At 69.1% G+C, this 22,130-nt stretch carries 25 protein-coding genes; 22 read left to right on the top strand and 3 right to left on the bottom strand.

Going from position 1 to position 22,130, the window contains the following annotated elements; translation table 11 throughout:
* The 14 genes from V8J36_RS01120 (at position 1) to hypE (ending at position 10,824) form a co-directional block, all read left to right on the top strand.
* On the top strand, positions 1–540 hold the full coding sequence (locus V8J36_RS01120; RefSeq protein ID WP_336465410.1) for a HupE/UreJ family protein: 540 nt from the start codon (positions 1–3) through the stop codon (positions 538–540).
* Between the two features lie 12 nt (positions 541–552).
* Positions 553–1,329 carry a Ni/Fe-hydrogenase, b-type cytochrome subunit gene (gene cybH, locus V8J36_RS01115; RefSeq protein WP_336465409.1) on the top strand — a complete coding sequence of 259 codons (777 nt, stop codon included), beginning with the start codon at positions 553–555 and terminating at the stop codon, positions 1,327–1,329.
* A 364-nt stretch (positions 1,330–1,693) separates the two neighbouring features.
* A complete protein-coding gene (locus V8J36_RS01110) occupies positions 1,694–2,308 on the top strand; it encodes a HyaD/HybD family hydrogenase maturation endopeptidase (RefSeq protein WP_336466163.1) in 615 nt (204 codons plus the stop codon).
* Positions 2,309–2,311: 3 nt separating this feature from the next.
* Entirely contained in the window at positions 2,312–2,635 is a 324-nt protein-coding gene (locus V8J36_RS01105; protein WP_336465408.1) for a HypC/HybG/HupF family hydrogenase formation chaperone, read from the top strand.
* 31 nt (positions 2,636–2,666) lie between these two features.
* Positions 2,667–3,044 carry a hydrogenase accessory protein gene (locus V8J36_RS01100; protein ID WP_336465407.1) on the top strand — a complete coding sequence of 126 codons (378 nt, stop codon included), beginning with the start codon at positions 2,667–2,669 and terminating at the stop codon, positions 3,042–3,044.
* An 11-nt stretch (positions 3,045–3,055) separates the two neighbouring features.
* Complete coding sequence (locus tag V8J36_RS01095) at positions 3,056–3,889, top strand: hydrogenase expression/formation protein (protein ID WP_336465406.1); 834 nt, start codon at positions 3,056–3,058, stop codon at positions 3,887–3,889.
* Entirely contained in the window at positions 3,886–4,743 is an 858-nt protein-coding gene (hybE, locus tag V8J36_RS01090) for a [NiFe]-hydrogenase assembly chaperone HybE (protein WP_336465405.1), read from the top strand. The genes V8J36_RS01095 and hybE overlap by 4 nt, the downstream gene beginning before the upstream one ends.
* Before the next feature lies 1 nt (position 4,744).
* The gene (locus tag V8J36_RS01085) at positions 4,745–5,593 is read left to right on the top strand and encodes a hydrogenase expression/formation protein HupK (protein WP_336465404.1); all 849 of its coding nucleotides are present in this window, start codon (positions 4,745–4,747) and stop codon (positions 5,591–5,593) included.
* A complete protein-coding gene (gene hypA, locus V8J36_RS01080; RefSeq protein WP_336465403.1) occupies positions 5,586–5,927 on the top strand; it encodes a hydrogenase maturation nickel metallochaperone HypA in 342 nt (113 codons plus the stop codon). Before V8J36_RS01085 ends, hypA begins: the two co-directional genes overlap by 8 nt.
* Positions 5,927–6,817 (top strand): hydrogenase nickel incorporation protein HypB, encoded by an 891-nt coding sequence (gene hypB / locus V8J36_RS01075; RefSeq protein WP_336465402.1) that lies wholly within the window; start codon positions 5,927–5,929, stop codon positions 6,815–6,817. The genes hypA and hypB overlap by 1 nt, the downstream gene beginning before the upstream one ends.
* A complete protein-coding gene (locus V8J36_RS01070) occupies positions 6,817–8,319 on the top strand; it encodes a sigma-54-dependent transcriptional regulator (protein ID WP_336465401.1) in 1,503 nt (500 codons plus the stop codon). The genes hypB and V8J36_RS01070 overlap by 1 nt, the downstream gene beginning before the upstream one ends.
* A gap of 1 nt (position 8,320) precedes the next feature.
* On the top strand, positions 8,321–8,611 hold the full coding sequence (gene hypC / locus V8J36_RS01065) for a HypC/HybG/HupF family hydrogenase formation chaperone (RefSeq protein WP_336465400.1): 291 nt from the start codon (positions 8,321–8,323) through the stop codon (positions 8,609–8,611).
* On the top strand, positions 8,608–9,747 hold the full coding sequence (hypD, locus tag V8J36_RS01060) for a hydrogenase formation protein HypD (RefSeq protein WP_336465399.1): 1,140 nt from the start codon (positions 8,608–8,610) through the stop codon (positions 9,745–9,747). The genes hypC and hypD overlap by 4 nt, the downstream gene beginning before the upstream one ends.
* 57 nt (positions 9,748–9,804) lie before the next feature.
* On the top strand, positions 9,805–10,824 hold the full coding sequence (gene hypE, locus V8J36_RS01055; RefSeq protein WP_336465398.1) for a hydrogenase expression/formation protein HypE: 1,020 nt from the start codon (positions 9,805–9,807) through the stop codon (positions 10,822–10,824).
* Positions 10,825–10,849: 25 nt separating this feature from the next.
* Here hypE and V8J36_RS01050 read toward each other — a convergent pair whose 3' ends face one another.
* From V8J36_RS01050 to V8J36_RS01040, 3 genes are read right to left on the bottom strand one after another with little or no spacing between them, the layout of a single operon-like run.
* Positions 10,850–11,680 carry an NAD-dependent epimerase/dehydratase family protein gene (locus V8J36_RS01050; protein WP_336465397.1) on the bottom strand — a complete coding sequence of 277 codons (831 nt, stop codon included), beginning with the start codon at positions 11,678–11,680 and terminating at the stop codon, positions 10,850–10,852.
* Positions 11,677–12,537, bottom strand: coding sequence for a glycosyltransferase family 8 protein (locus tag V8J36_RS01045; protein WP_336465396.1), 861 nt, complete (start codon positions 12,535–12,537; stop codon positions 11,677–11,679). The genes V8J36_RS01050 and V8J36_RS01045 overlap by 4 nt, the downstream gene beginning before the upstream one ends.
* Positions 12,534–13,748 carry an NAD-dependent epimerase/dehydratase family protein gene (locus V8J36_RS01040; protein WP_336465395.1) on the bottom strand — a complete coding sequence of 405 codons (1,215 nt, stop codon included), beginning with the start codon at positions 13,746–13,748 and terminating at the stop codon, positions 12,534–12,536. Before V8J36_RS01040 ends, V8J36_RS01045 begins: the two co-directional genes overlap by 4 nt.
* Before the next feature lie 181 nt (positions 13,749–13,929).
* Between V8J36_RS01040 and V8J36_RS01035 the strand changes: the two genes are divergently transcribed.
* From V8J36_RS01035 to V8J36_RS01000, 8 genes are all read left to right on the top strand, one after another.
* Positions 13,930–14,628, top strand: coding sequence for an HAD family hydrolase (locus tag V8J36_RS01035; protein ID WP_336465394.1), 699 nt, complete (start codon positions 13,930–13,932; stop codon positions 14,626–14,628).
* Positions 14,625–15,572: a sugar-binding transcriptional regulator gene (locus V8J36_RS01030; RefSeq protein WP_336465393.1), complete on the top strand. Its 948-nt coding sequence runs from the start codon at positions 14,625–14,627 to the stop codon at positions 15,570–15,572. Before V8J36_RS01035 ends, V8J36_RS01030 begins: the two co-directional genes overlap by 4 nt.
* Positions 15,573–15,699: 127 nt before the next feature.
* The gene (locus tag V8J36_RS01025) at positions 15,700–17,016 is read left to right on the top strand and encodes an ABC transporter substrate-binding protein (RefSeq protein ID WP_336465392.1); all 1,317 of its coding nucleotides are present in this window, start codon (positions 15,700–15,702) and stop codon (positions 17,014–17,016) included.
* A gap of 138 nt (positions 17,017–17,154) precedes the next feature.
* Positions 17,155–18,027: a carbohydrate ABC transporter permease gene (locus V8J36_RS01020; protein ID WP_336465391.1), complete on the top strand. Its 873-nt coding sequence runs from the start codon at positions 17,155–17,157 to the stop codon at positions 18,025–18,027.
* Positions 18,028–18,030: 3 nt separating this feature from the next.
* Entirely contained in the window at positions 18,031–18,861 is an 831-nt protein-coding gene (locus V8J36_RS01015; RefSeq protein WP_336465390.1) for a carbohydrate ABC transporter permease, read from the top strand.
* A 12-nt stretch (positions 18,862–18,873) separates the two neighbouring features.
* On the top strand, positions 18,874–19,869 hold the full coding sequence (locus V8J36_RS01010; RefSeq protein WP_336465389.1) for an ABC transporter ATP-binding protein: 996 nt from the start codon (positions 18,874–18,876) through the stop codon (positions 19,867–19,869).
* Positions 19,866–20,627, top strand: coding sequence for an L-iditol 2-dehydrogenase (locus V8J36_RS01005; protein WP_336465388.1), 762 nt, complete (start codon positions 19,866–19,868; stop codon positions 20,625–20,627). Before V8J36_RS01010 ends, V8J36_RS01005 begins: the two co-directional genes overlap by 4 nt.
* Before the next feature lie 10 nt (positions 20,628–20,637).
* Positions 20,638–22,110, top strand: coding sequence for a mannitol dehydrogenase family protein (locus tag V8J36_RS01000; protein WP_336465387.1), 1,473 nt, complete (start codon positions 20,638–20,640; stop codon positions 22,108–22,110).
* Positions 22,111–22,130: the final 20 nt, after the last annotated feature.

The raw sequence follows: 22,130 nt of genomic DNA, 5'->3' as shown, positions 1-22,130 counted from the left end.
ATGAAACGCATCGCTTTCATTCTCGCTTCGGTGATGGCCGCCGGTCCCGCGCTGGCGCATCCCGGTCACGGCGGCCTCGCATCGGGGCTGACGCATCCGCTGCTGGGCGCCGACCACCTGCTGGCGATGGTGGCGGTCGGGCTCTGGGCCGGAATCACCGGCCGGCGCGCCGCCGTCGCGACTTTCCTTGCCGCGATGGCGGCGGGGGCGGGGCTCGGGCTCGCGGGTGTCTCGCTGCCGCTGGTCGAGCCCGCGATCCTCGCCTCGGTCGTGGTCTTCGGGCTGGCCGTCGCGCTGGCGCGGCGCGGCTCGGCGGCGGCACTGGGCGCGGTCGCGGTCTTCGCGCTGGCGCATGGTCAGGCCCATGCGGCCGAGGCCACCGGCGCGACCGGGCTGTTCCTCGCCGGCATGCTCGCGGCCACCGCGGCGCTGCATCTGGCGGGCTATGGGCTGGCCGCGCGGCTTCAGGGCCACCGAAGCCTGCAGGGGCTGATCGGCTCGGCCGTGGCGCTGTCGGGCCTCTGGCTCGCCTTCGGCTGAGGGGGCGGGGTGATGGAAGACACGATCCACGTCCCGAACCCGAAGGTGCCCGAGCCGATGCGCCGCTCGGTGCTGGCGGGCGACGCGACCGAGGCGGATGTCGACAGCATCCGCCGCCGCACCTCGGTCTATGTCTACGAGGCGCCGGTGCGGCTGTGGCACTGGCTGAACGCGGCGGCGATCATGGTGCTGATCGTCACCGGCTTCCTGATCGGGCGCCCGCTGCCGACGATGCAGATCGCCGAGGCCTATGACCAGTTCATCATGGGCTACATCCGCTTCGCGCATTTCGCCGCCGCCATGATCCTGACCGTGGGCTTCTTCGGGCGCATCTACTGGGCCTGCGTCGGCAACCACCATGCCCGCCAGCTTTTCTACGTGCCGGTCTGGCGCGCGGCCTATTGGCGGGAGCTGGTGGTCGAGCTGCGCTGGTATCTGTTCCTCGAGGACGAGCCGAAGAAATACGTTGGCCACAATCCGCTGGCGCAGCTGGCGATGTTCTTCTTCATGACGCTGGGGCTGACCTTCATGCTGGTCACCGGCTGGGCGCTGTATGCCGAGGGGGCGGGGCAGGGATCCCTGCCCGACAGCGCGATGGGCTGGGTGCTGGGGCTGGTGCAGAACTCGCAGCGGCTGCACACGCTGCATCATCTGGGGATGTGGGCGATCGTGATCTTCATGATCGTGCACATCTACGCCGCGATCCGCGAGGACATCATGAGCCGGCAGTCGATGGTCTCGACCATGATCTCGGGTCATCGGACCTTCAAGGACGACCGGGCGGAGTGATCCGGCCACGGCGGTGGGAGGACGAGTGCGGGCGGGGCCTTCTGGTCCCGCCCTTTTCGTTCGCGAGTCGCCGGTGGGGGACGCCGGGGGCTGTCTGCCCCCGGACCCCCGAGGATACTTTGGCCAGTGCAAAGCAGGTTTCCACTTTTTCAATTGTCTGGAAGATCTCATTTCGGATCGGTTTTGGCCGTTTTCGATAATATTTATTTTTATCAGACACATGGCGCGCATCTTCTTGCTGCATCAGGGATGAAGGAAATCGGCTGCGGTCGCCCGGATGCCAGCGGTAATGTCAGCCCCAACGCGGAGCGGAAGCGCCGCGACCAGTGCATGCGGCGAAGGGGAGGCGCGCGTGACCGGCCAGATGGAAACTCCGCGATCGGTTCTGATCCTCGGGATCGGCAACGTTCTTTGGGCGGACGAGGGCTTCGGCGTGCGCTGCGTCGAGACGCTCGCCGGACGCCACGCCTTCCCCGAGGGGGTGCGGCTGCTGGATGGCGGCACGCAGGGCCTCTACCTGCTGCCCTTCCTCGAGGAGGCCGAGGCGCTGATCGTCTTCGATGCTGTCGACTACGGGCTGGAGCCGGGCACGCTGAAGATCGTCGAGGATGACGAGGTGCCGGCCTTCCTGGGCGCCAAGAAGATGAGCCTGCACCAGACCGGTTTCCAGGACGTGATCGCCACCGCCGAGCTGATGGGCTGCCGCCCGGCGCGGATGATGCTGATCGGCTGCCAGCCGGTCGAGCTGGAGGATTACGGCGGCGGGCTGCGCCCGGCGGTCGCGGCCCGGATCGATGCCGCGATCGGGATCGCGCTGGAGCGGCTGGCGGGCTGGGGGATCCGGCCGCTGGCAGGGGTCTCGGACGACCGCTTCCTGGCCGATGCCGCGATCCGGCGCGAGGTCTATGAGGCGGGCCGGCCCTCGGCCGATGCGGCCTGCCGCACCGGCGACGCGCGCTTCTTCCCGGCAGAGGGCTGAGCCATGTGCCTGGGCATCCCGATGCGGCTGATCGCCGTGCATGGCATCGCCGGGCGCTCGGTGGATGCGGCGGGGGTCGAGACGCTGATCGACCTGTCGCTGACCCCGGCGGTGCGCGCCGGCGACTGGGTGCTGACCTTTCTGGGCGCCGCGCGCGAGGTGCTGGCGGCAGAGGAGGCGCATCGCATCGCCGCAGCACTGGCCGGGCTGACGCGGCTGATGGCGGGCGGCAGCCTGGGCGACGCCTTCGCCGATCTCGAGGCCGGCGGGCCGCGCCTGCCGCCGCATCTTCAGGCCGCGCTCGACGCGGGGCAGGACCGGGCCTGAGCGCCCGCAGCAAGGACCGAGGAGCCGGGACATGACCCATCCGCTGATCGACCGACTGACCACCGATTACGCCATGCCGCGCCTTGACGACGACGCGGCGCTGGCCGCCTGGCTGGACCGGCCGGGGGTGCATTGCCTCTTCGTGCCGGGGGACCCCGCGCGCAATCTGGAGACCACCGATGCCGCGGTGATCCTGCCCGAGCTGCGGATCGCCTTCCAGCGCGCCTTCGACTGCGCGGTGGTCGGCGACGCGATCGAGGCGGGTCTGCGCGAACGCTCGGGCGTGCTGAAGACGCCGAGCCTGATCTTCTGGCGCGACGGGCGCTGTCTTGGCGGCATTCCCAAGGTGCGCGACTGGTCGGACTACCTCGCGCGCATTCCGCAGATCATCGGCACCGAGACCGTCTGAGGGCCCCCATCATGGTATCGAACTTCCATCTTCCGCCGACCGGCTTCGGCCCCGGATCGCAGCCCGACGAGGGCGAGGCGCTGGAATACATGGCGCTGCCCTCGGGGATGCGGACCTATTCCGCGCATCTGCCGGATGTGGCCGACAGCGGCGCGCTGGCCCCGGCGCTGGCGGTGCTGGCCGAGGCCGGACGCGCCGCGGCGCGGGTCGCTGCAGGGGGCGGGGCCGAGAGCCTCGATCTGGCCGGGCTCGACGCCGCGAACCTCGGGCTGGTGGCCGAGACACTGCAGCAGGGCGAGGTCAGTTTGAAGATGCGTGGCCGCCCGGCGCTGGCGGCGCAGGAATCGGTCTTTGCCGGGGTCTGGGTCGTTTCCGGCGCGGGGGTGAACCGGCTGGAGATCGCGGCGATCCCGCAGGCGGCGCTGCAGCGCGCGCATGCGGCCGAGGTGCCGGCGCTGCTGACGCTGGCCAAGCGCGGCCCGGGCGTCGTCAATGCGCCGGCGCTGCTGGCCGAGCTGATCGAGCAGTCGGGCCGCCACCAGCCCGGCGGGGTGCCGCATGTCGTCAACCTGACGCTTCTGCCGCATACGCCCGAGGATCTGGACTGGCTCGAGGCGGCGCTGGGCCGCGGCGCGGTCACCATCCTGTCGCGCGGCTACGGCAACTGCCGGGTCACCGCCACCGCGCTGGCCCATGTCTGGCGGGTGCAGTTCTTCAACTCGATGGATGTGCTGATCCTCGACACCTACGAGGTCACCGACATGCCCGAGGTGGCGCTGGCCGCGACCGAGGATCTGGCCGACAGCGCCGAGCGCATCGCCGAGGTGCTGGAGGCGATCCGATGACCCTGCACGAGACGGGACCGCGCTTCGAAGGCTCGTACATGGGGGCCGGGGCGAAGATCAGCCCGGCGGCGGTGATGGAGTGCAAGATCTGCTGGACGGTCTATGACCCGGCCCGCGGCGACGACACCCGGCAGGTGCTGCCCGGTACGCCCTTCCTCGCGCTGCCCGAGGACTGGACCTGCCCGGAATGCGGGGCCGATCACCAGCAGTTCATGGTGCTCGACGATCCCGGCTCGGACGCGGCGTGGGTGGCCGAGCGGATCGCCGCGCAGACCGCGGCGCTGGTCGCGGATTTCACCGAGGTCTGGCATGCGAAGATGCGCGACGTGCCGATCGTCAACAAGGCGCTGCATGTCGAGGCGGTGGGCTTTTGCGAACACGAGGGGCGGCTTCTGGGCGTGCTGCTGTCGCCCTGGTTCATGAACCTCGTGCTGCTGCCGGCCGAGGGCGAGGACTGGTCCGAGCTGCGCCCCGGCGCCAAGGAGCACATCGCCTTCCCCTCGGGCGCCTACGAGTTCATCCACAACCGGCGCGAGCTGGTGGGGGGGTACAAGGCCTGCTCGCTGTTCTCGCCGATGGAGGAGTTTTCCAGCCAGATGCAGGCGCTCGAGGTCGCGCGGGCGGTGATGGGGGCGCTGTTCGACCCCGAGAACCGGGCCGAGACCGATCGCGCGGACGAGATCCGCGCCGCGCGCGAGGCGGAGCTGGCGGCCGTTGCGGCGGCGGAAGAGGGGCCGGACGAGGCTTCGCTCCAGCCGGCGTTGGCCGCGGCGCCGACGCGGCGGGCGCTGCTGTCGGGCGGGTTGGCGGCGCCGGTGGCCGATGAGGGCGCGGCGGGCGAGGGGACCGCCTGAGATGGACGGCGGGCTTTGCATCGACGCGGGCGGACGGGTGCGCGCGGGGCCGGCGGTGCCGGTCGCGGCGCTGGTCTTCGGCCGGCCGGTGGCCGAGGCCGTCGAGATCCTGCCGCGGATCTTCGCGCTGTGCCGCCAGACGCAGGCGGTGGCGGTGCTGCTGGCGCTGGGCCTGACCCTGCCAGAGGGCGCGGGCGCGGCGCTGAACCGCGAGATCCTGCGCGATCACCTCGCGCGGCTTCTTGTGCTGTGGCCGCGGGCGATGGGCCTGCCCGGCGCGGCGCTGCCCGAGGGCTGGGATGATCCACGCGTGGCGCGGGCGGCGATCTTCGGGGCGGGGCGCGGTTGCCCGGCCTCGCGCCGCGATCTGGACCGATGGCTGCTGGCGGGCGAGGGCGCGGCGCCGCTGGTCGCAGCGCTTCAGGCGCGCTTCGGGCGGGGCACCGCCTGTTCCGAGGGGCATGACAATTCCGCGGCCGGGCGCCATGCCGGGGTGACGGTGATGCGCGAGATCGCCGCGGCCGAGGGGCAGGGGCCGCTCTGGCGCGCGATGGGCCGGCTGCTGGACATCGAGGCGGTGCTGGCGGGCCGCATGGTTCCTGCGCGCCGGCTGGCGCCGGGCGAAGCCTTTGCGCCTTCCGCCCGCGGTGCCTATCGTCTGCGGGCCGAGGTGACGGAGGGACGGGTGACGGGGCTGGAACGGCGCACGCCGACCGATGACATGGCAGCGCCCGGCGGGCCGCTGGAGCAGGCCCTGGCCACGACGCCGCCGCGCGACAGGGCGCTGGTGGTGACGCTGTTCGATCCCTGCGTGCCGGTGCGCTTCGCGGCGGAGGCGGGCCATGCATGAGATGTCGCTGGCCGAGGGCATCCGCGGCGTGATCGAGGACCAGCATCGCCGCCACGGTTTCGCGGCGGTCACCCGGCTGCGGCTGGAGATCGGGCGCTTCGCCGGGGTCGAGAAGCCGGCGCTGGATTTCGCGCTGGAGGTGGTGCTGCGCGGCTCGGTCGCGGAAGGGGCGGCGGTCGAGATGATCGACCTGCCGGGGCGCGCGCTGTGCTTCGACTGCATGGGGCGCGTCGAGATCGACGACAGGCTGGCGCCCTGCCCGGAGTGCGGCGGCAGGCGGCTGATGCCCGAAGGGGGCGACGAGATGCGGATCAAGGACATGGAGGTGGCGTGATGTGCACGGTGTGCGGATGCGGGACGGCGAGCGTCGAGGGGCACGGGCATGAGCACGGCCACGGGCACCATCATCACCATGACCACGGGCATGACCATGACCATGACCATACGCATGGTCATGGCTGCGGCTGCGGTCACCATCACCACCATCCGCACCACGGCGACACCCATTACGGCACCGGCGCCGCGGGCACCTCGGTCCCCGGCATGAGCCAGTCGCGGCTGATCGAGGTCGAGACCGCGATCCTGTCGAAGAACGACGGCTATGCCGCGGAGAACCGCCGGCTGCTGGCGGCGCTGGGGGCCTTTGCGGTCAATCTCGTCTCCTCGCCCGGCTCTGGCAAGACCACGCTTCTGTGCCGCACGATCCGCGAGCTGCACGACGCGCCGCTGGCGGTGATCGAGGGCGACCAGCAGACCGCGCTCGATGCCGACCGGATCCGGGCGACCGGGGCGCGGGCGCTGCAGGTGAACACCGGCAAGGGCTGCCATCTGGATGCGCATATGGTCGGCCATGCGATCGACACGCTGCGCCCGCGGCCCGAGAGCCTGCTGTTCATCGAGAATGTTGGCAACCTTGTCTGTCCCGCGGCCTTCGATCTGGGCGAGGATGCGAAGGTCGCGATCCTGTCGGTGACGGAAGGCGAGGACAAGCCGCTGAAATACCCCGACATGTTCACCGCGGCGCGGCTCGCGCTGATCAACAAGGTCGATCTGGCCGCAGCCTGCGAGGCGGATCTGGCGGCGTACGAGGCCAACCTGCGCCGCGTGAACCCGGCCATCGCGATCCTGCGCGTCTCTGCGAAGACCGGCGAGGGGATGGCGGACTGGCTGGGTTGGCTGCGCGGCGGTCTGGCCGCGAAGGCCCATCCGCGGGCGGCCGAGTGATGGCCGCCGCGCCCTCGCGCCCCTCGATCCTGCTCGTCGATGACGAGCCGCATTCGCTAACGGCGATGCGGCTCGCGCTCGAGGACGAGTTCGAGATCCTGACCGCAGGCTCGGCCGAGGCGGCGCTGACGGTGCTGGAAGAGGACTGGGTGCAGGTGATCTTCTGCGACCAGCGGATGCCGGGACGCACGGGCGTCGACCTGCTGACCGAGGTGCGCGAGCGCTGGCCCGAGACGGTGCGCATCGTCATCACCGGCTATACCGACACCGCCGACATGGTCGCCGCGATCAACGAGGGCGGCATCTACCAGTTCATCACCAAGCCCTGGCATCCCGACCAGCTGATGATCGCGGCGCGCAATGCGGTGAAGCTGTTCCAGCTGGCGCGCGAGAACGAGCGGATGGCGCTCGAGATGCGGATGCTGACGGCCACGGCCGAGAGCAAGCTGGAAAAGCGCCGCCGCGCCCTGCGCGAGGGGATGGGGTTCGAGCAGATCCTGCGCGCGCCGAATTCGCCGGTGAACGCCGTGCTCGATGCCGCGCGGCAGTTCGCGAGCTTCGACGTGCCGGCGCTGATCCAGGGCGAGACCGGCACCGGGAAAGAGGCGCTGGCGCGGGCGATGCATTACATCTCGCTGCGCTCGGACCGGCCGTTCTATGCGCTGAACTGCACCGGGCTCACCGACGAGCTGATCGAGATCGAGCTGTTCGGCGCCAAGCGCGGGGCGCTGGCCGGGGTGCAGACCACGAAGATCGGCCTTGCGCAGAAGGCCGACCGCGGCACGCTTTACCTGAACGGGGTCGACGGGTTCTCGCCCCGGATGCAGATGGCGCTGATGCGGCTGGTCGAGGACGGGGCCTTCCAGCCGCTCGGCGGGTCCGAGACGCTGACCACGAACCTGCGGCTGATCGTGGGCGCGGTGCAGGACCTGCGGGCGCTGGTGGCCGAGGGGCGGTTCCGGGCCGATCTTTACTATGCGCTGGCGCTGGCCGAGCTGCGGCTGCCGCCGCTGCGCGCGCGACCCGGCGACGTGGCGCTGCTGGCCAGCCACCACCTGTTCGAGGCCGCGCGCCAGCACGGCAAGAAGGTGCATGGCTTCGACGAGGCGGCGCTGGAATTCCTTGAAAACTACGACTGGCCGGGGAACCTGCGCGAGCTGCGCAACGAGGTGACGCGGATGCTGATCTTCGCGCAAGGAACGGCGCTGGGGGCCGAGCTGATCTCGCGCCCGATCCTGCAGGCGCCGCCGGGCGAGGCCGGGGCCGACCGCTCGGCCGAGGCGGTGCTGACTGCCGAGGGCACGCTGAAGGACCGGGTCGAGCTGGTCGAGATGCGGATCCTGCGCGAGACGCTGGCGCGGCATCGCTGGAACAAGAGCCGGGCCGCGGCCGAGCTGGGGCTGAGCCGGGTGGGGCTGCGCGCCAAGCTGGAGCGCTACGGGATCGTGCCGGCGGGCCGGGCGGCCGCTGTGGCGGAGAGTGACGAGGGGGAGGACGACTGAGATGTGTCTGGGAATTCCGGGACGGATCGTGGCCATCACAGACGAGGCCCGCCTGATGGCGATCGCCGAGGTTTCGGGCGTGCGGCGCGAGGTCAACGTGGCCTGCATCGCCGAGGGGCCGCTTGCCGGGCTGCTGGGCGAATGGGCGCTGATCCACGTCGGCTTCGCCATGGCGCGGATCGATGCGGAAGAGGCCGCGAAGACCCTGCAGGCGCTGCAGGATCTGGGCGAGGCGCAGGAGGCTTTGGAGGCGATGGCGGCGGGCGACGCGGCGCTGGAGGAGCGGGCATGAAATACGCGAGCGAATTCCGCGACCCGAGGCTGGCCCGCGCGCTTCTGGCCGAGATCGCGGCTGTCGCCGACCGGATCGGCGCGACCCGCGAGAAGCCGGTGCACATCATGGAGATCTGCGGCGGGCACACCCATGCGATCTTCCGCTACGGGCTCGACCGGCTGGTGCATGAGGGGATCGAGTTCATCCACGGCCCCGGCTGCCCGGTCTGCGTGCTGCCGCGCGCGCGCGTCGACGAATGCATCGAGATCGCCGAGCGGCCGGAGGTGATCTTCACCACCTTCGGCGACGCGATGCGGGTGCCGGGGACGCGGAAATCGCTGCTGCAGGCCAAGGCCGAGGGCGCGGACATCCGCATGGTCTATTCGCCGTTGGATGCGTTGGAACTGGCGCGGCGCAACCCGGGGCGCGAGGTGGTGTTCTTCGGGCTGGGGTTCGAGACGACGACGCCCTCGACGGCGCTGGCGATCCAGCAGGCCGCGCGCGAGGGGCTGGAGAATTTCTCGGTCTTCTGCAACCACATCACCGTGCCGGAACCCATCCGAGCGCTGCTCGACGATCCGCACATGGTGCTGGACGGCTTCGTCGGGCCCGGGCATGTGTCGATGGTGATCGGGGTGCATCCCTACGACTTCATTGCCGCCGACTACGGCAAGCCGATTGTCGTCGCGGGGTTCGAGCCGACGGACCTGCTGCAATCGGTGCTGATGGTGCTGCGCCAGATCGCTGAGGGCCGGGCCGAGGTCGAGAACCAGTATGCCCGCGTCGTGCCCGAGCATGGCAACGCGGTCTCGCTGGCCGCGATCGCCGATGTCTACGAGCGGCGTCCGAGCTTCGAATGGCGGGGCTTGGGCGAGATCGACGCCTCGGGGCTGCGGATCCGGGCGGGCTATCGTGCCTTCGATGCCGAGGAGAAATTCGGCATCGGCTACGGCGCCGCGCGGCGCGTCGTCGAGGAGCCCGAGGACTGTGCCTGTGGGGCGGTGATGACCGGCCGGATCAAGCCCACCGCCTGTCCGCAGTTCGGCCGCGGCTGCACGCCCGAGATGCCGCTGGGGGCGCTGATGGTGTCCTCGGAAGGGGCCTGCGCGGCCTACTGGCAATATGGCGGCGCACGCGGGGTAGCGGCGGAGTAGGCCGGGGGCGCTGCCCCCGGACCCCCGGGATATTTGGGCCAGTAAGAAAGCAGGACAATGCTCAGGGATGACAGGGTGACGCTCGCGCATGGCGGCGGCGGCAAGGCGATGCGCGATCTGATCTCCGAAGTGTTCGCGGCCGTCTTCCGGCCCGAGGGGATGGAGGATCAGGCACGGCTTGCAGATGCGGCGCTGGCGGAGCCGGGGGCGCGGCTGGCGTTCACCACCGACAGCTTCGTGGTGACGCCGCTCGAGTTCCCGGGCGGGGACATCGGCAAGATCGCGGTCTGCGGCACGGTGAACGACCTCGTCGTCGGCGGCGCGCGGCCGCTCTGGCTGTCCGCCGCCTTCATCATCGAGGAGGGGACCGAGATCGCGCTTCTGCGCCGGATCGCGGCCTCGATGCAGCGGGAGGCCGAGGCGGCGGGAGTGCGGATCGTCACCGGCGACACCAAGGTCGTCGGGCGCGGCAAGGGCGACGGGGTGTTCGTCACGACCTCGGGCGTGGGCGTGATCCCGCCGGGACGTGAGATGCGGGCCGAGTTGGTGCGGCCGGGGGATGTCGCGATCGTCAATGGCGTGCTTGGCGACCACGGCGCGTCGATCCTGGCCGCGCGGGGCGACATGGCTTTGTCGACCGACATCGAGAGCGATTGCGCGGCGCTGGGCCATCTGATGGCGGCGGTGCTGGAGGCGGCGCCGGGGGCGCGGGCGGCGCGGGATGCGACGCGCGGCGGGCTCGCCGCGGCGCTGAACGAGATCGCGGGCGCGGCGGGCGTGGGGATCGAGATCGACGAGGATGCGCTGCCGCTGCGCGACGAGGTGAAGGGGGTCTGCGAGATCCTCGGCCTCGATCCGCTGTATCTCGCGAACGAGGGGCGGCTGGTGGTCTTCGTGCCGCCGGATCAGGCCGAGGCGGCGGTGGCGGCGATGCGGACCCGGCCCGAGGGGCAGGGCGCCTGCATCGTCGGGCGGGCCGTCGCGGCGCATCCGGGCATGGTCACGATGCGCACTCTGTTCGGGGGCAGCCGGATCGTCGACATGCTGGTGGGCGAGCAGCTGCCCCGCATCTGCTGACGCATCATCGGCTGACGGGGTGCCGCTAGAGCATCGCCGGCAGGTCGGCGCGCAGGCGGTCCCAGCCGCCGGGGTGCCAGCCGAGGTCTTTCAGCCGTGTGCAGTCCATCGCATTCACCTTCGAGGCGTCTGCCCGGGGCGGCGGGTCGTGCGGGCAGCCGGTCAGGCGCTGCACCTCGGCCAAGAGGTCGTGCTGGTCGAGCGTGAGGTCCGAGCAGTTGAAGGCGCCGGTGGCCTGCGCACTGATCAGCGCGAGGCAGGCGGTGGCGACATCGGCGCCATGCACCTCGGTCGCGACGCGCGGCGGTATCGGCCGCCCCGCGCGATAGTCGGCGAACAGTCCCTGCCACTTGTGGCCGGGGCCGGGGCCGTAGACGCCGGTCGCGCGCAGGCTTGAGGGCGCGAAGCCGGGGGCGGCGAGGGCGTGCAGACCCGCCTCGACCTCTGCCTTGACCTGCCCGTAGAGCGTGTCGGGTCTGAGGGTAAGGTCTTCGGTCAGCAGGGTTCCGGGCGCGTAGTCGCCGTAGACGGCACGGGTCGACAGGAAGATTGCGGCGCCGATCCCCGCGGCTCGGCCAACCTCGAAGAGCCGCAGCGAGCCGTCGCGGTTGCGCCGGGCGAAGCCTTCGGGATCCTCGCCCTCGCCGCCGCGGTAGCGGCCCGGGATATGGTCGAAGGCGCAGTGGATCAGCGCGTCATGGTCCCCGAGGGCTGGGGGCGGCGAGGACAGATCGAAGGTCAAATCGCCCGGGCCGGGGCGGCGTGTCAGGCGTGTGACCTCGTGCCCGGCGGCGCGGGCGCCGGCCTCGATGAACCGGCCCACGAGGCCTGTGGCGCCGGTGAGCGCGATCCTCATTCGACGAAATCGAGGCCCGGCGGCGGCAGGCTGTCGATCGGCCAGTGCGGGCGGCCGTGATCGTGGAAGGACTTCCACAGCTCGATCAGCGGCGCGAGCTTTTCGACCTTGCGGTGGGCCTGCCAGGGCTTCTCGTACTGGAAGTGCAGGACGTGGATCGCGCCCCAGTTCCAGAGCTCGGGCATCGCGAACCAGACGTATTGCAACATGTTGTAGAAGACCGGCAGCCCGTGCCAGTCAGGGAAGAAATGCTCGAGGAAGGTCTGGTCGGTGCGCCGCCAGAAGGCGCCGGGATAGTCGAGCGCCTCCAGCATCGCCTCGAACGTGTCGAGCGAGGGGCGGGCGGTGAACACGCCCGAGTTCATGCGGTGGAAGTCGGCCACGCTTTCGTAGACATTCGGCGCGGCGCAGAATTCGGGATACTGGAACAGCACGTCGGTGTTGCGCAGCATCAGCGTGTCGGCGTCGAGGAACACCACCCGCTCGTAGTCGAGCTGCCACAGCCGCAGCTTGGCGAAATTGTCCAAGGGCGTGTGGAAGGGCGGCTTGTCGCCCTTGGTGAAGGCCGCGCGGGCATGCAGCGCCTCGCGGGCATGCGCCTCGTTGAACTCTTCGGTCGTCGGCAGCAGCTCGACCTGCACGAGACGGGCGCCGATCTCTGCGAGCGGCGCAAGATGCTCGGCCGCCACGTCTGTGTGCAGGACGACGAGATCGGCCTTGGTCCCGGTCCAGACGATCGAGCGCAGGAGCGCCTTGGCGCCCGTGGCATAGTCCGGATTGGTGACGAGCGTCACATAGGCGAAGGCGGACCGCGCCGGGCGGTCCGCCGTCAGGCCGTGCGGCAGCGTCGGGGTCACGAGACGGACTTCAGCCGCTTGCCCTCGGGGTCGTGATCGACGCGCTGCGCGATGTCCTTGGTCCAGGCGGACACGGCGGGGACGCGGCTGCGGTCGATGCGGTGGGCGTATTTCTTCGCGACGTCCACCACCTCGGCCAGCAGGCCATCGGCCAGCGTCGTCGGGTTCAGGCCCAGCGACAGGAACTGGTCGTTGTTCACGATCAGGTCGTTCTCGGCCGCTTCCTTGCGCGGGTTCGGCAGCATCTTCACCTCGGCCCCGGTCAGCTTGGCGACCAGCTGGGCGAGATCGCGGACGCGGTGCGTTTCCGTCATCTGGTTGAAGATCTTCACCCGGTCGCCGGCCTTCGGCGCATCCGACAGCGCCAGTTCGATGCAGCGCACGCAGTCCTGGATGTGGATGAAGGCGCGGGTCTGCCCGCCGGTGCCGTGCACGGTCAGCGGATAGCCGATCGCGGCCTGGATCAGGAAGCGGTTCAGCACGGTGCCGTAGTCGCCGTCATAGTCGAAGCGGTTGATCAGTTGCTCGTGCCGGCGGGTCTGGTCGGTATGGGTGCCCCAGACGATGCCCTGATGCAGGTCGGTGATCCGCAGCCCGTCGTTCTGGGCGTAGAACTGGAAGAGGATCTGATCGAGCGACTTGGTCATGTGATAGACCGAGCCCGGCTTCGTCGGATAGAGGATCTGCTGACCCTTCTTGCCGGTGGGGGTGTCGATCTCTACGTCCAGATAGCCTTCCGGGATCGGCGCGCCGACCGAGGAATAGCCGTAGACGCCCATCGTGCCCAGGTGCACCAGATGCGCATCGCAGCCGGTTTCGACCAGCGCCGCCAGCAGGTTGTGCGTGGCGTTGACGTTGTTGTTGACCGTGTAGACCTTGTGGCGGTCCGATTTCATCGAATAGGGCGCGGCGCGCTGCTCGGCGAAGTGGATGATCGCGTCGGGCTTGTGCTCCAGCAGGAAGCCCTTGATCCGGTCGTATTCGCGCAGGTCGATCAGGTGGAAATGCAGCTTGTGGCCGGTTTCCTTCTGCCAGATCCGGCAGCGTTCCTGGATCGAGTCCATCGGCGTCAGCGACTGGACGCCCAGCTCGGTATCGATCCAGCGGCGCGAGAGGTTGTCGACGATATGAACCTCGTGACCGAGGTTCGACAGGTGCAGGGTGGTGGGCCAACCGACGAACCCGTCGCCGCCGAGAACTGCGATGCGCATGCCATCTCCTAAATTTCGCCTTCTGGACGGAAGGCCGTTCCTGCCGGTGTATTGTCTCGGCACCGTCGCATCAAGTGTGACACCCGGGTGAAGCTTTTGCGACCGCCTCGGTTCCATCGGCGCGCGGGCGGACTTCCGCCGGTTGCGGGAATGGGGCATGAGGGGGCACGGAGGATGCGAAATGCGACGTGACTGCCCCGATCTGGTGATCTTCGACTGCGACGGGGTGCTGATCGACAGCGAGATCATCAGTGCCCGCATGCTGGTCGAGACGCTGGCGCCGCGCGGCGTGGCGATCGACCTGGCCTATGTGGCGCGGCATTTCCTGGGGCGCAGCTATCCGACGGTGCTGAAGGTGATCCGCGCCGATTTCGGCATCGACCTGCCCGAAACCTTCGAGGCCGAGTATCGCGCCCGGCTGCTGGCCGCCTTCGAGACCGGGCTCGCGCCGATGCGCGACGCGGGCCGGGTGCTGGCGGCGATGGGGCGTCCCTGGTGCGTGGCGACCTCGTCGAGCCTGCCGCGGGCCGAACGCTCGCTGGCGATCGCGGGGCTCGATGCGTTGGTGGGCGGCGCCGCGGGGGGGCGGCTCTTCACCTCGGGCATGGTCGCGCAGGGCAAGCCCGCGCCCGACCTGTTCCTGCTGGCGGCCGAGCGGATGGGGGTCGCTCCGGACCGGGCGCTGGTGATCGAGGACAGCTTGATGGGGCTGATGGCGGCGCGTGCGGCGGGGATGCGGGCCTGGCGCTTCACCGGCGGCAGCCATCTGGCCGGGCCGCTCGAGGACGAGCCCGAGGCGGCGCGCCCCGAGCTGAGGTTTGCAAGCCTTGGCGAGATCTTCCAGATTGAACCGCGACTTGAGGGGAGGGTGGGGGCATGAGCCGGACCGACACCGAGGTGACGACGCTCGACGAGGCCGCGCGGGCGGGCTGGCTCTCCTATGTCGCCGGTATGACGCAGGACCAGATCGCGACCGAACTGGGCGTCTCGCGCCAGCGGGTGCAGCGGCTGATCAGCCGCGCCATGTCCGAGGGGCTGATCCGCGTGCGGCTCGACCATCGGATCGGCGCCTGCCTGCGGCTCGAGGCCGAGATCGCCCGCCGTTTCGGCCTGCTGGAATGCCGCGTCGCCCCGGCGGTGGGCACGGGCGACGCCGCCCGCGCGGTGGGCGGCATCGCCGCGGCGGTCTTCGAGCGCTACCTGTCGCGGCCCGAGCCGCAGGTGATCGCGGTCGGCACCGGGCGGGCGCTGCGCTGGATGGCGGACGAGCTGCAGCCGCAGCCCTGCGACCGGCACCGCATCGTCTCGCTGATCGGCAACATCGCCCCCGACGGCTCTGCCAGCTTCTTCGACGTGCTGATGCGCATCGCCGACAAGCTGGGCGCGCCGCACTACCCGATGCCGGTGCCGGTGATTTCCGAAACCAAGGCCGAGCGTGACGCCTTCCACGCGTTGCGCCCGGTGCGCGCGGTGCTGGATCTGGCGGCGCAGGCCGATGTCTGCTTCGTGGGGATCGGCCAGATGGGCACCGATGCACCGCTTTATCGCGACGGGTTCATCACCCGGGCCGAACTGGCCGAGGTGCAGGCGCAGGGCGCCGCCGGCGAGGTCACCGGCAACATCTTCGACGGCGAGGGACGCTATCTCGATGCCGCGATCAGCGCGCGGATGGGGGGCGTCCGCATCGCCCCGAACCGGCCCGGCCCGGTGGTCGGGATCGCGGCCGGGGCCAACAAGGTTGCGGCGATCCGTGCCGCCCTGACCGGGCGCATCGTCAACGGGCTCGTCACCGACGAGCCCACCGCGGAAGCATTGCTTTACTGAAACCGCCCGCTAACTGAGCGGCATAGAATCCCGTTGACAGCTTTGCGCCTTTAATCGAATATTTACTCACCAGTCGGGCAATTGCTCACGCGAGCACGAGCTCCAGCTGACCTTGGGAGGGTTACTGATGAAGATGACGATTCGCGCCCTGATGGGCGCCTGTGCCATTGGCGCGATCGCTGCCGCCGCCAATGCCGAGACGATCACCGTCGCGACCGTGAACAACGGCGACATGATCCGCATGCAGGGGCTGATGGGCGAGTTCAACAAGGCGCATCCCGACATCAAGGTCGAGTGGGTGACGCTGGAAGAGAACGTCCTGCGCCAGCGCGTGACCACCGACATCGCCACCGGCGGCGGCCAGTACGACGTGCTGACCATCGGCAACTACGAAGTGCCGATCTGGGCCAAGCAGAACTGGCTGGTGCCGCTGAAGGACATGCCCGAGGGCTATGACGCGGACGACATCCTGCCGGCCCTGCAGAAGGCGCTGTCGGTCGATGGCACGCTCTACGCCGCGCCCTTCTACGGCGAGTCGGCGATGATCATGTATCGCAAGGACCTGATGGAGAAGGCCGGGCTGACCATGCCCGAGACGCCGACCTGGGCCTTCATCAAGGAAGCCGCCGAGAAGATGACCGACAAGGCCGGCGAGGTCTACGGGATCTGCCTGCGCGGCAAGGCCGGCTGGGGCGAGAACATGGCCTTCATCACCGCGATGGCCAACTCGGAAGGCGCGCGCTGGTTCGACATGGACTGGAAGCCGCAGTTCGACAGCCCGGAGTGGAAGACGACGCTCGACACCTATCTCGAGCTGATGACCAAGTACGGCCCGCCCGGCGCCTCGTCGAACGGCTTCAACGAAAACCTCGCGCTGTTCCAGACCGGCAAGTGCGGCATGTGGATGGACGCGACGGTCGCGGCTTCGTTCGTCACCAACCCGAAGGACAGCCAGGTCGCCGACAAGGTCGGCTTCGCACCCTTCCCAGTGCGCGAGGGCGGCCAGAACCACGGCAACTGGCTGTGGTCCTGGAACCTCGCGATCCCGTCGGGGTCGAAGAAGCAGGACGCGGCCAAGGCCTTCGTCGCCTGGGCGACCTCGAAGGAATACACCACGCTCGTGGCCTCTGAAGAGGGCATCGCCAACGTGCCGCCGGGCACCCGCACCTCGCTTTACGAGAACGCGGACTACGCGAAGGCCGCGCCCTTCGCCGACCTGACCATCAAGTCGATCAACGCGGTCAACACCGACAAGCCCTCGGATCAGGAGATCCCCTACACCGGCGCCCAGTTCGTCTCGATCCCCGAGTTCCAGGCGATCGGCACGGCGGTCGGCCAGCAGTTCTCGGCCGCGCTTGCCGGCACGGTGAAGGCCGACCAGGCGCTGGCCTCGGCCCAGCAGCTGACCACGCGGGAAATGACCCGCGCGGGCTACATCAAGTAACGACCCTCCCAAGCGAAGGGGCGGGGCCTGCGGGCCCCGTCCCGACCGCGACCCCGGGGACCCGGGTGAAACCCGCCCCAACTCTCTTCAAGGATCGTCTGCCTCCCCGGACGGCCCATCGCAAAAGGGATGTGCCGCATGGCCACGCAAGCTTCGCGCGCCGCCGGGCGCCTGATGATCTCCCCCGCCGTCATCCTGCTGTTTCTGTGGATGATCGTGCCGCTGGGCATGACAATCTGGTTCTCGACACTGCGCTACAACCTGCTGATGCCGGGTGACAACCCGTTCGTCGGCTTCGAGAATTATCACTACTTCTTTACCGACCCCGCCTTCTGGCCGGCGCTGATCAACACGCTGGTGCTGGTGCTGGGCGTGCTCTTGATCACCACGGTCGGCGGCATCCTTCTGGCGCTGCTGCTGGATCAGCCGATGTGGGGGCAGGGGGTGGCCCGTGTCCTGGTCATCGCGCCGTTCTTCGTGATGCCCACCGTCTCGGCGCTGGTCTGGAAGAACATGATGATGAACCCGGTCAACGGGCTCTTCGCCTGGATCGCCAAGAGCCTCGGCCTGCAGCCCTTCGACTGGCTCGCCCAGGCACCGCTGTTCTCGATCATCCTGATCGTCGCCTGGCAATGGCTGCCCTTCGCGACGCTGATCCTGCTGACCGCGCTGCAGTCCTTGGACTCGGAACAGCTGGAAGCGGCCGAGATGGACGGCGCGGGCCCGGTGCGGCGCTTCTTCCACATCATGCTGCCGCACCTCGCACGCGCGGCGACCGTGGTGATCCTGATCCAGACCATCTTCCTGCTGTCGGTCTTCGCGGAAATCCTCGTGACCACCAACGGCGGTCCGGGCACGGCCTCGACCAACCTGACCTACCTCGTCTACGCCCAGTCGCTTCTGCAGTTCGACGTGGGTCTGGGCAGCGCCGGCGGCATCGTCGCCGTCATCCTCGCCAATATCGTCGCGATCTTCCTGATGCGGATGATCGGCAAGAATCTGGAGGCCTGAGCCATGGCGCGCCAAGTCACCACCAGCCGCAAGGCGATCGTCACGGTCATCGCCTGGACCATCGCCTTCCTGATCTTCTTCCCGATCCTCTGGACGATCCTGACCTCGTTCAAGACCGAGGGCGACGCCATCGCCAGCCCGCCGAAGTTCCTGTTCTTCGACTGGACCTTCGAGAACTACACCACCGTGCAGGCGCGGTCGGACTACTTCAGCCACTTCATGAACTCGGTCATCATCTCGGTCGGCTCGACGCTTCTGGCGCTGGTCATCGCGATCCCGGCCGCCTGGTCGATGGCCTTCGTGCCGGGCAAGCGGACCAAGGACGTGCTGATGTGGATGCTGTCCACCAAGATGATGCCGGCCGTGGGCGTGCTGGTGCCGATCTACCTGATCGCCCGCGACACCGGCACGCTGGACAGCCGCACGCTGCTGGTCGTGGTGCTGACGCTGATGAACCTGCCGATCGTGGTCTGGATGCTTTACACCTACTTCAAGGAGATCCCGTCCGAGATCCTGGAAGCGGCGCGGATGGACGGGGCGACGCTCAGCTCCGAGATCATCCACGTGCTGACGCCGATGGCCGTGCCGGGCATCGCCTCGACGCTGCTTCTGAACATCATCCTCGCCTGGAACGAGGCGTTCTGGACGCTGAACCTGACCGCCGCGAATTCCGCGCCGCTCACCGCCTTCATCGCCAGCTACTCGTCGCCCGAGGGGCTCTTCTACGCCAAGCTCTCCGCCGCCTCGACCATGGCGATCGCGCCGATCCTGATCCTGGGCTGGTTCAGCCAGAAGCAGCTCGTGCGTGGTCTCACCTTCGGCGCCGTGAAATAAGGATTGCACCCAATGGGACAGATTGAACTCAAGGGCGTCACCAAGCGCTTCGGCGAGGCCGAGGTCATCCCGCCGCTGGACCTGACGATCAACGACGGCGAGTTCGTGGTCTTCGTCGGCCCCTCGGGCTGCGGCAAGTCCACGCTTCTGCGGCTGATCGCGGGGCTCGAGGATGTCTCGGGCGGCCGGATCGAGATCGACGGGCGCGACGCGACGATGCTGCGCCCCGCTGACCGGAAGCTGGCGATGGTGTTCCAGAGCTACGCGCTCTACCCGCACATGTCGGTCAGGAAGAACATCGCCTTCCCGCTGAAGATGGCGAAGATGAGCCAGTCCGAGATCGACAAGCGGGTCGAGGGCGCGGCGAAGGTGCTGAACCTGTCGAACTACCTCGACCGCCGTCCCGGGCAGCTGTCGGGCGGCCAGCGCCAGCGCGTCGCCATCGGCCGCGCCATCGTGCGCGAGCCGCAGGCCTTCCTCTTCGACGAGCCGCTGTCGAACCTTGATGCGGCGCTGCGGGTGAACATGCGGCTGGAAATCTCCGAGCTGCACAACACGCTGAAGACCACGATGATCTACGTCACCCACGACCAGGTCGAGGCGATGACCATGGCCGACAAGATCGTGGTGCTGCAGGCCGGCCGGATCGAGCAGGTGGGCTCGCCCCTCGATCTCTACCGTAACCCGCGCAACATCTTCGTGGCGGGCTTCATCGGCAGTCCGAAGATGAACTTCATCACCGGCGAAGAGGCCGCCACGCACGGCGCGAAGACCGTCGGCATCCGGCCCGAGCATATCGCGGTGGGCAGCACGGGACCGTGGCAGGGCCGCGTGACGGTGTCCGAACATCTTGGGTCGGACACGTTCCTGCACGTGGAAACCGCGCTGGGCACGATCAACGTCCGCGCGGGCGGCGAGGTCGACGCGCATCACGGCGATACCGTGTTCCTGACCCCTGACCTGTCGCAGTTGCACAAGTTCGATGCGCAGGGGCTCGCGTTCAAATGAGGCTGACGGGCAAGCGCGCGCTGATCACCGGGGCCGCCCGTGGTATCGGCCGCGCCTTCGCCGAGGCCTATGTCCGCGAGGGCGCCGAGGTGGTGATCGGCGACATCGACCTGGCGCGGGCCGAGGCGACGGCGGCCGAGATCGGTGCCCGCGCGCTCCGGCTCGACGTGACCGACCAGGCCTCGATCGACGCCTGCATGGCCGAGATGGCGGCGGGGGGCGGGATCGACATCCTGATCAACAACGCCGCGATCTTCACCGCGGCGCCCATCGCCGAGATCACCCGCGGCGACTATGACCGTGTCTTCGCGATCAACGTCGCGGGCACGCTCTTCACCCTGCAGGCGGCGGCGAAGCTGATGATCGCCCAAGGTCGCGGCGGGCGAATCATCAACATGGCCAGCCAGGCCGGTCGGCGCGGCGAGGCGCTGGTCGCGGTCTACTGCGCGACCAAGGCCGCGGTGATCAGCCTGACCCAGTCCGCCGGGCTGAATCTGATCGCCCACGGCATCAACGTGAACGCCATCGCGCCCGGCGTCGTGGATGGCGAGCATTGGGACGGTGTCGATGCCTTCTTCGCGAAATACGAGGGCAAGGCCCCCGGCGAGAAGAAACGCGAAGTGGGCGCGGCCGTGCCCTTCGGCCGGATGGGGACCGCAGAGGACCTGACCGGCATGGCGGTTTTCCTGGCCTCGGACGAGGCCCAATACATCGTCGCCCAGACCTACAACGTCGACGGCGGCAACTGGATGAGCTGAGGAGCGATCCATGACCCTTTCCAATGCCACGCTCGACGCGCTTCCCGACGGCGTCGCCCGCCCCGCCTATGACCGCGCGGGCCTGACCCCCGGCATCATCCATGTCGGCTGCGGCAACTTCCACCGCGCCCATATGGCCGTCTATCTCGACGATCTCTTCGCCACCGGCGCGGGCCATGACTGGGCGATCCTCGGCGCCGGCGTGCGTGAAGGCGATGCCCGGATGCGTGCGGTGCTGCAGGGGCAGGACTACCTGTCCTCGGTGATCGAGCTTGCGCCCGAGGCGAAGACCGCCCGCGTGATCGGCGCGATGACCGGCTTCGTCCCGGTCGAGCCCGGCAATGCGGGCCTGATCGCCGCCATGTCGGACCCGGCGATCCGCATCGTGTCGCTGACCGTGACCGAGGGCGGCTATTACATCGATCCGAAGACCGGCACCTTCAGCCCGGTCCATCCCGACATCCGGAAGGACGCCGCGAACCCGGCCGCGCCCGACACGGTCTTCGGTGCGATCACCGCCGCGCTGAAGGCCCGCCGTGCCGAGGGCGTGCCGGCCTTCACCGTGATGTGCTGCGACAACGTCCCCCACAACGGTCATGTCACCCGCGATGCCGTCGTCGGGCTGGCGCAGCTGTCGGACCCCGAGCTTGCCGCCTGGATCGCGGCCGAGGTCGCCTTCCCGAATTCGATGGTCGACCGCATCACCCCCGCGACCGGGCCGAAAGAGCGTGATCTTGCCGCCTCGTTCGGGCTTCAGGACGCGGCCCCGGTCACCTGCGAGCCGTTCCGGCAATGGGTGATGGAGGACAACTTCCCCACCGGTCGCCCGGCCTTGGAGGATGTGGGCGTCACCTTCACCCCCCATGTCGACAAATTCGAGACGATGAAGATCCGCATCCTGAACGGCGGACACGCGATCATCGCCTATCCGGCAGGGCTGCGCGACATCCACTTCGTCCACGAGGCGATGGCAGATCCGCAGGTCCGCGCCTTCCTCGACAAGATCGAGACCGACGAGATCCTGCCGATCGTGCCGCCGGTGCCGGGCACCGATCTGAACGACTACAAGGCGCTGATCATCGACCGCTTCTCGAACCCGGAAGTGGCCGACACGGTGCGTCGGCTCTGCCTCGACGGGTCGAACCGCCAGCCAAAGTTCATCATCCCCTCGATCCGCGACTGTCTGGCGGCGGGGCGCGATGCGACCGGGCTGATCCTGCTGTCGGCGCTGTGGTGCCGCTATTGCTACGGCACCTCCGAAAGCGGTGCGGTGATCGAGCCGAACGATCCCAGCTGGGATGCGCTCGTCGCGCGGTCGACGGCGGCGAAAGACGATCCGGCGCAGTGGCTGGCGATGCGCGAGGTCTACGGCGACCTCGGCGAGAACCCGGCCGTCGCCGCGCGCTTCGCCGAGCTCCTGCGGGCGATCTGGGCCGAGGGCAGCGTCGCGGTCATCGACCGTTATCTTTCCGGTAAGCTCTGAGACCAAGGCCGGGCGGTTCG

The organism is Frigidibacter sp. MR17.14, from assembly GCF_037095735.1.
Classification (GTDB): Bacteria; Pseudomonadota; Alphaproteobacteria; order Rhodobacterales; family Rhodobacteraceae; genus Frigidibacter.
Note: the sequence above shows the minus strand (reverse complement) of the source record. Positions and strands in the feature narration are given on the sequence as shown.

Excerpts from the sequence above, each read along its gene's own strand:
- V8J36_RS01095 (WP_336465406.1), top strand. The coding sequence starts at position 3,056 with ATGGTATCGAACTTCCATCTTCCGCCGACCGGCTTCGGCCCCGGATCG.
- V8J36_RS01005 (WP_336465388.1), top strand. The coding sequence starts at position 19,866 with ATGAGGCTGACGGGCAAGCGCGCGCTGATCACCGGGGCCGCCCGTGGT.
- V8J36_RS01030 (WP_336465393.1), top strand. The coding sequence starts at position 14,625 with ATGAGCCGGACCGACACCGAGGTGACGACGCTCGACGAGGCCGCGCGG.
- cybH (WP_336465409.1), top strand. The coding sequence starts at position 553 with ATGGAAGACACGATCCACGTCCCGAACCCGAAGGTGCCCGAGCCGATG.
- V8J36_RS01085 (WP_336465404.1), top strand. The coding sequence starts at position 4,745 with ATGGACGGCGGGCTTTGCATCGACGCGGGCGGACGGGTGCGCGCGGGG.
- hypA (WP_336465403.1), top strand. The coding sequence starts at position 5,586 with ATGCATGAGATGTCGCTGGCCGAGGGCATCCGCGGCGTGATCGAGGAC.
- V8J36_RS01025 (WP_336465392.1), top strand. The coding sequence starts at position 15,700 with ATGAAGATGACGATTCGCGCCCTGATGGGCGCCTGTGCCATTGGCGCG.
- hypC (WP_336465400.1), top strand. The coding sequence starts at position 8,321 with ATGTGTCTGGGAATTCCGGGACGGATCGTGGCCATCACAGACGAGGCC.
- V8J36_RS01100 (WP_336465407.1), top strand. The coding sequence starts at position 2,667 with ATGACCCATCCGCTGATCGACCGACTGACCACCGATTACGCCATGCCG.
- V8J36_RS01110 (WP_336466163.1), top strand. The coding sequence starts at position 1,694 with ATGGAAACTCCGCGATCGGTTCTGATCCTCGGGATCGGCAACGTTCTT.
- V8J36_RS01015 (WP_336465390.1), top strand. The coding sequence starts at position 18,031 with ATGGCGCGCCAAGTCACCACCAGCCGCAAGGCGATCGTCACGGTCATC.
- V8J36_RS01010 (WP_336465389.1), top strand. The coding sequence starts at position 18,874 with ATGGGACAGATTGAACTCAAGGGCGTCACCAAGCGCTTCGGCGAGGCC.
- V8J36_RS01040 (WP_336465395.1), bottom strand. The coding sequence starts at position 13,748 with ATGCGCATCGCAGTTCTCGGCGGCGACGGGTTCGTCGGTTGGCCCACC.
- hybE (WP_336465405.1), top strand. The coding sequence starts at position 3,886 with ATGACCCTGCACGAGACGGGACCGCGCTTCGAAGGCTCGTACATGGGG.
- V8J36_RS01050 (WP_336465397.1), bottom strand. The coding sequence starts at position 11,680 with ATGAGGATCGCGCTCACCGGCGCCACAGGCCTCGTGGGCCGGTTCATC.
- V8J36_RS01020 (WP_336465391.1), top strand. The coding sequence starts at position 17,155 with ATGGCCACGCAAGCTTCGCGCGCCGCCGGGCGCCTGATGATCTCCCCC.
- V8J36_RS01035 (WP_336465394.1), top strand. The coding sequence starts at position 13,930 with ATGCGACGTGACTGCCCCGATCTGGTGATCTTCGACTGCGACGGGGTG.
- hypD (WP_336465399.1), top strand. The coding sequence starts at position 8,608 with ATGAAATACGCGAGCGAATTCCGCGACCCGAGGCTGGCCCGCGCGCTT.
- V8J36_RS01120 (WP_336465410.1), top strand. The coding sequence starts at position 1 with ATGAAACGCATCGCTTTCATTCTCGCTTCGGTGATGGCCGCCGGTCCC.
- V8J36_RS01105 (WP_336465408.1), top strand. The coding sequence starts at position 2,312 with ATGTGCCTGGGCATCCCGATGCGGCTGATCGCCGTGCATGGCATCGCC.
- hypE (WP_336465398.1), top strand. The coding sequence starts at position 9,805 with ATGCTCAGGGATGACAGGGTGACGCTCGCGCATGGCGGCGGCGGCAAG.
- V8J36_RS01070 (WP_336465401.1), top strand. The coding sequence starts at position 6,817 with ATGGCCGCCGCGCCCTCGCGCCCCTCGATCCTGCTCGTCGATGACGAG.
- V8J36_RS01000 (WP_336465387.1), top strand. The coding sequence starts at position 20,638 with ATGACCCTTTCCAATGCCACGCTCGACGCGCTTCCCGACGGCGTCGCC.
- hypB (WP_336465402.1), top strand. The coding sequence starts at position 5,927 with ATGTGCACGGTGTGCGGATGCGGGACGGCGAGCGTCGAGGGGCACGGG.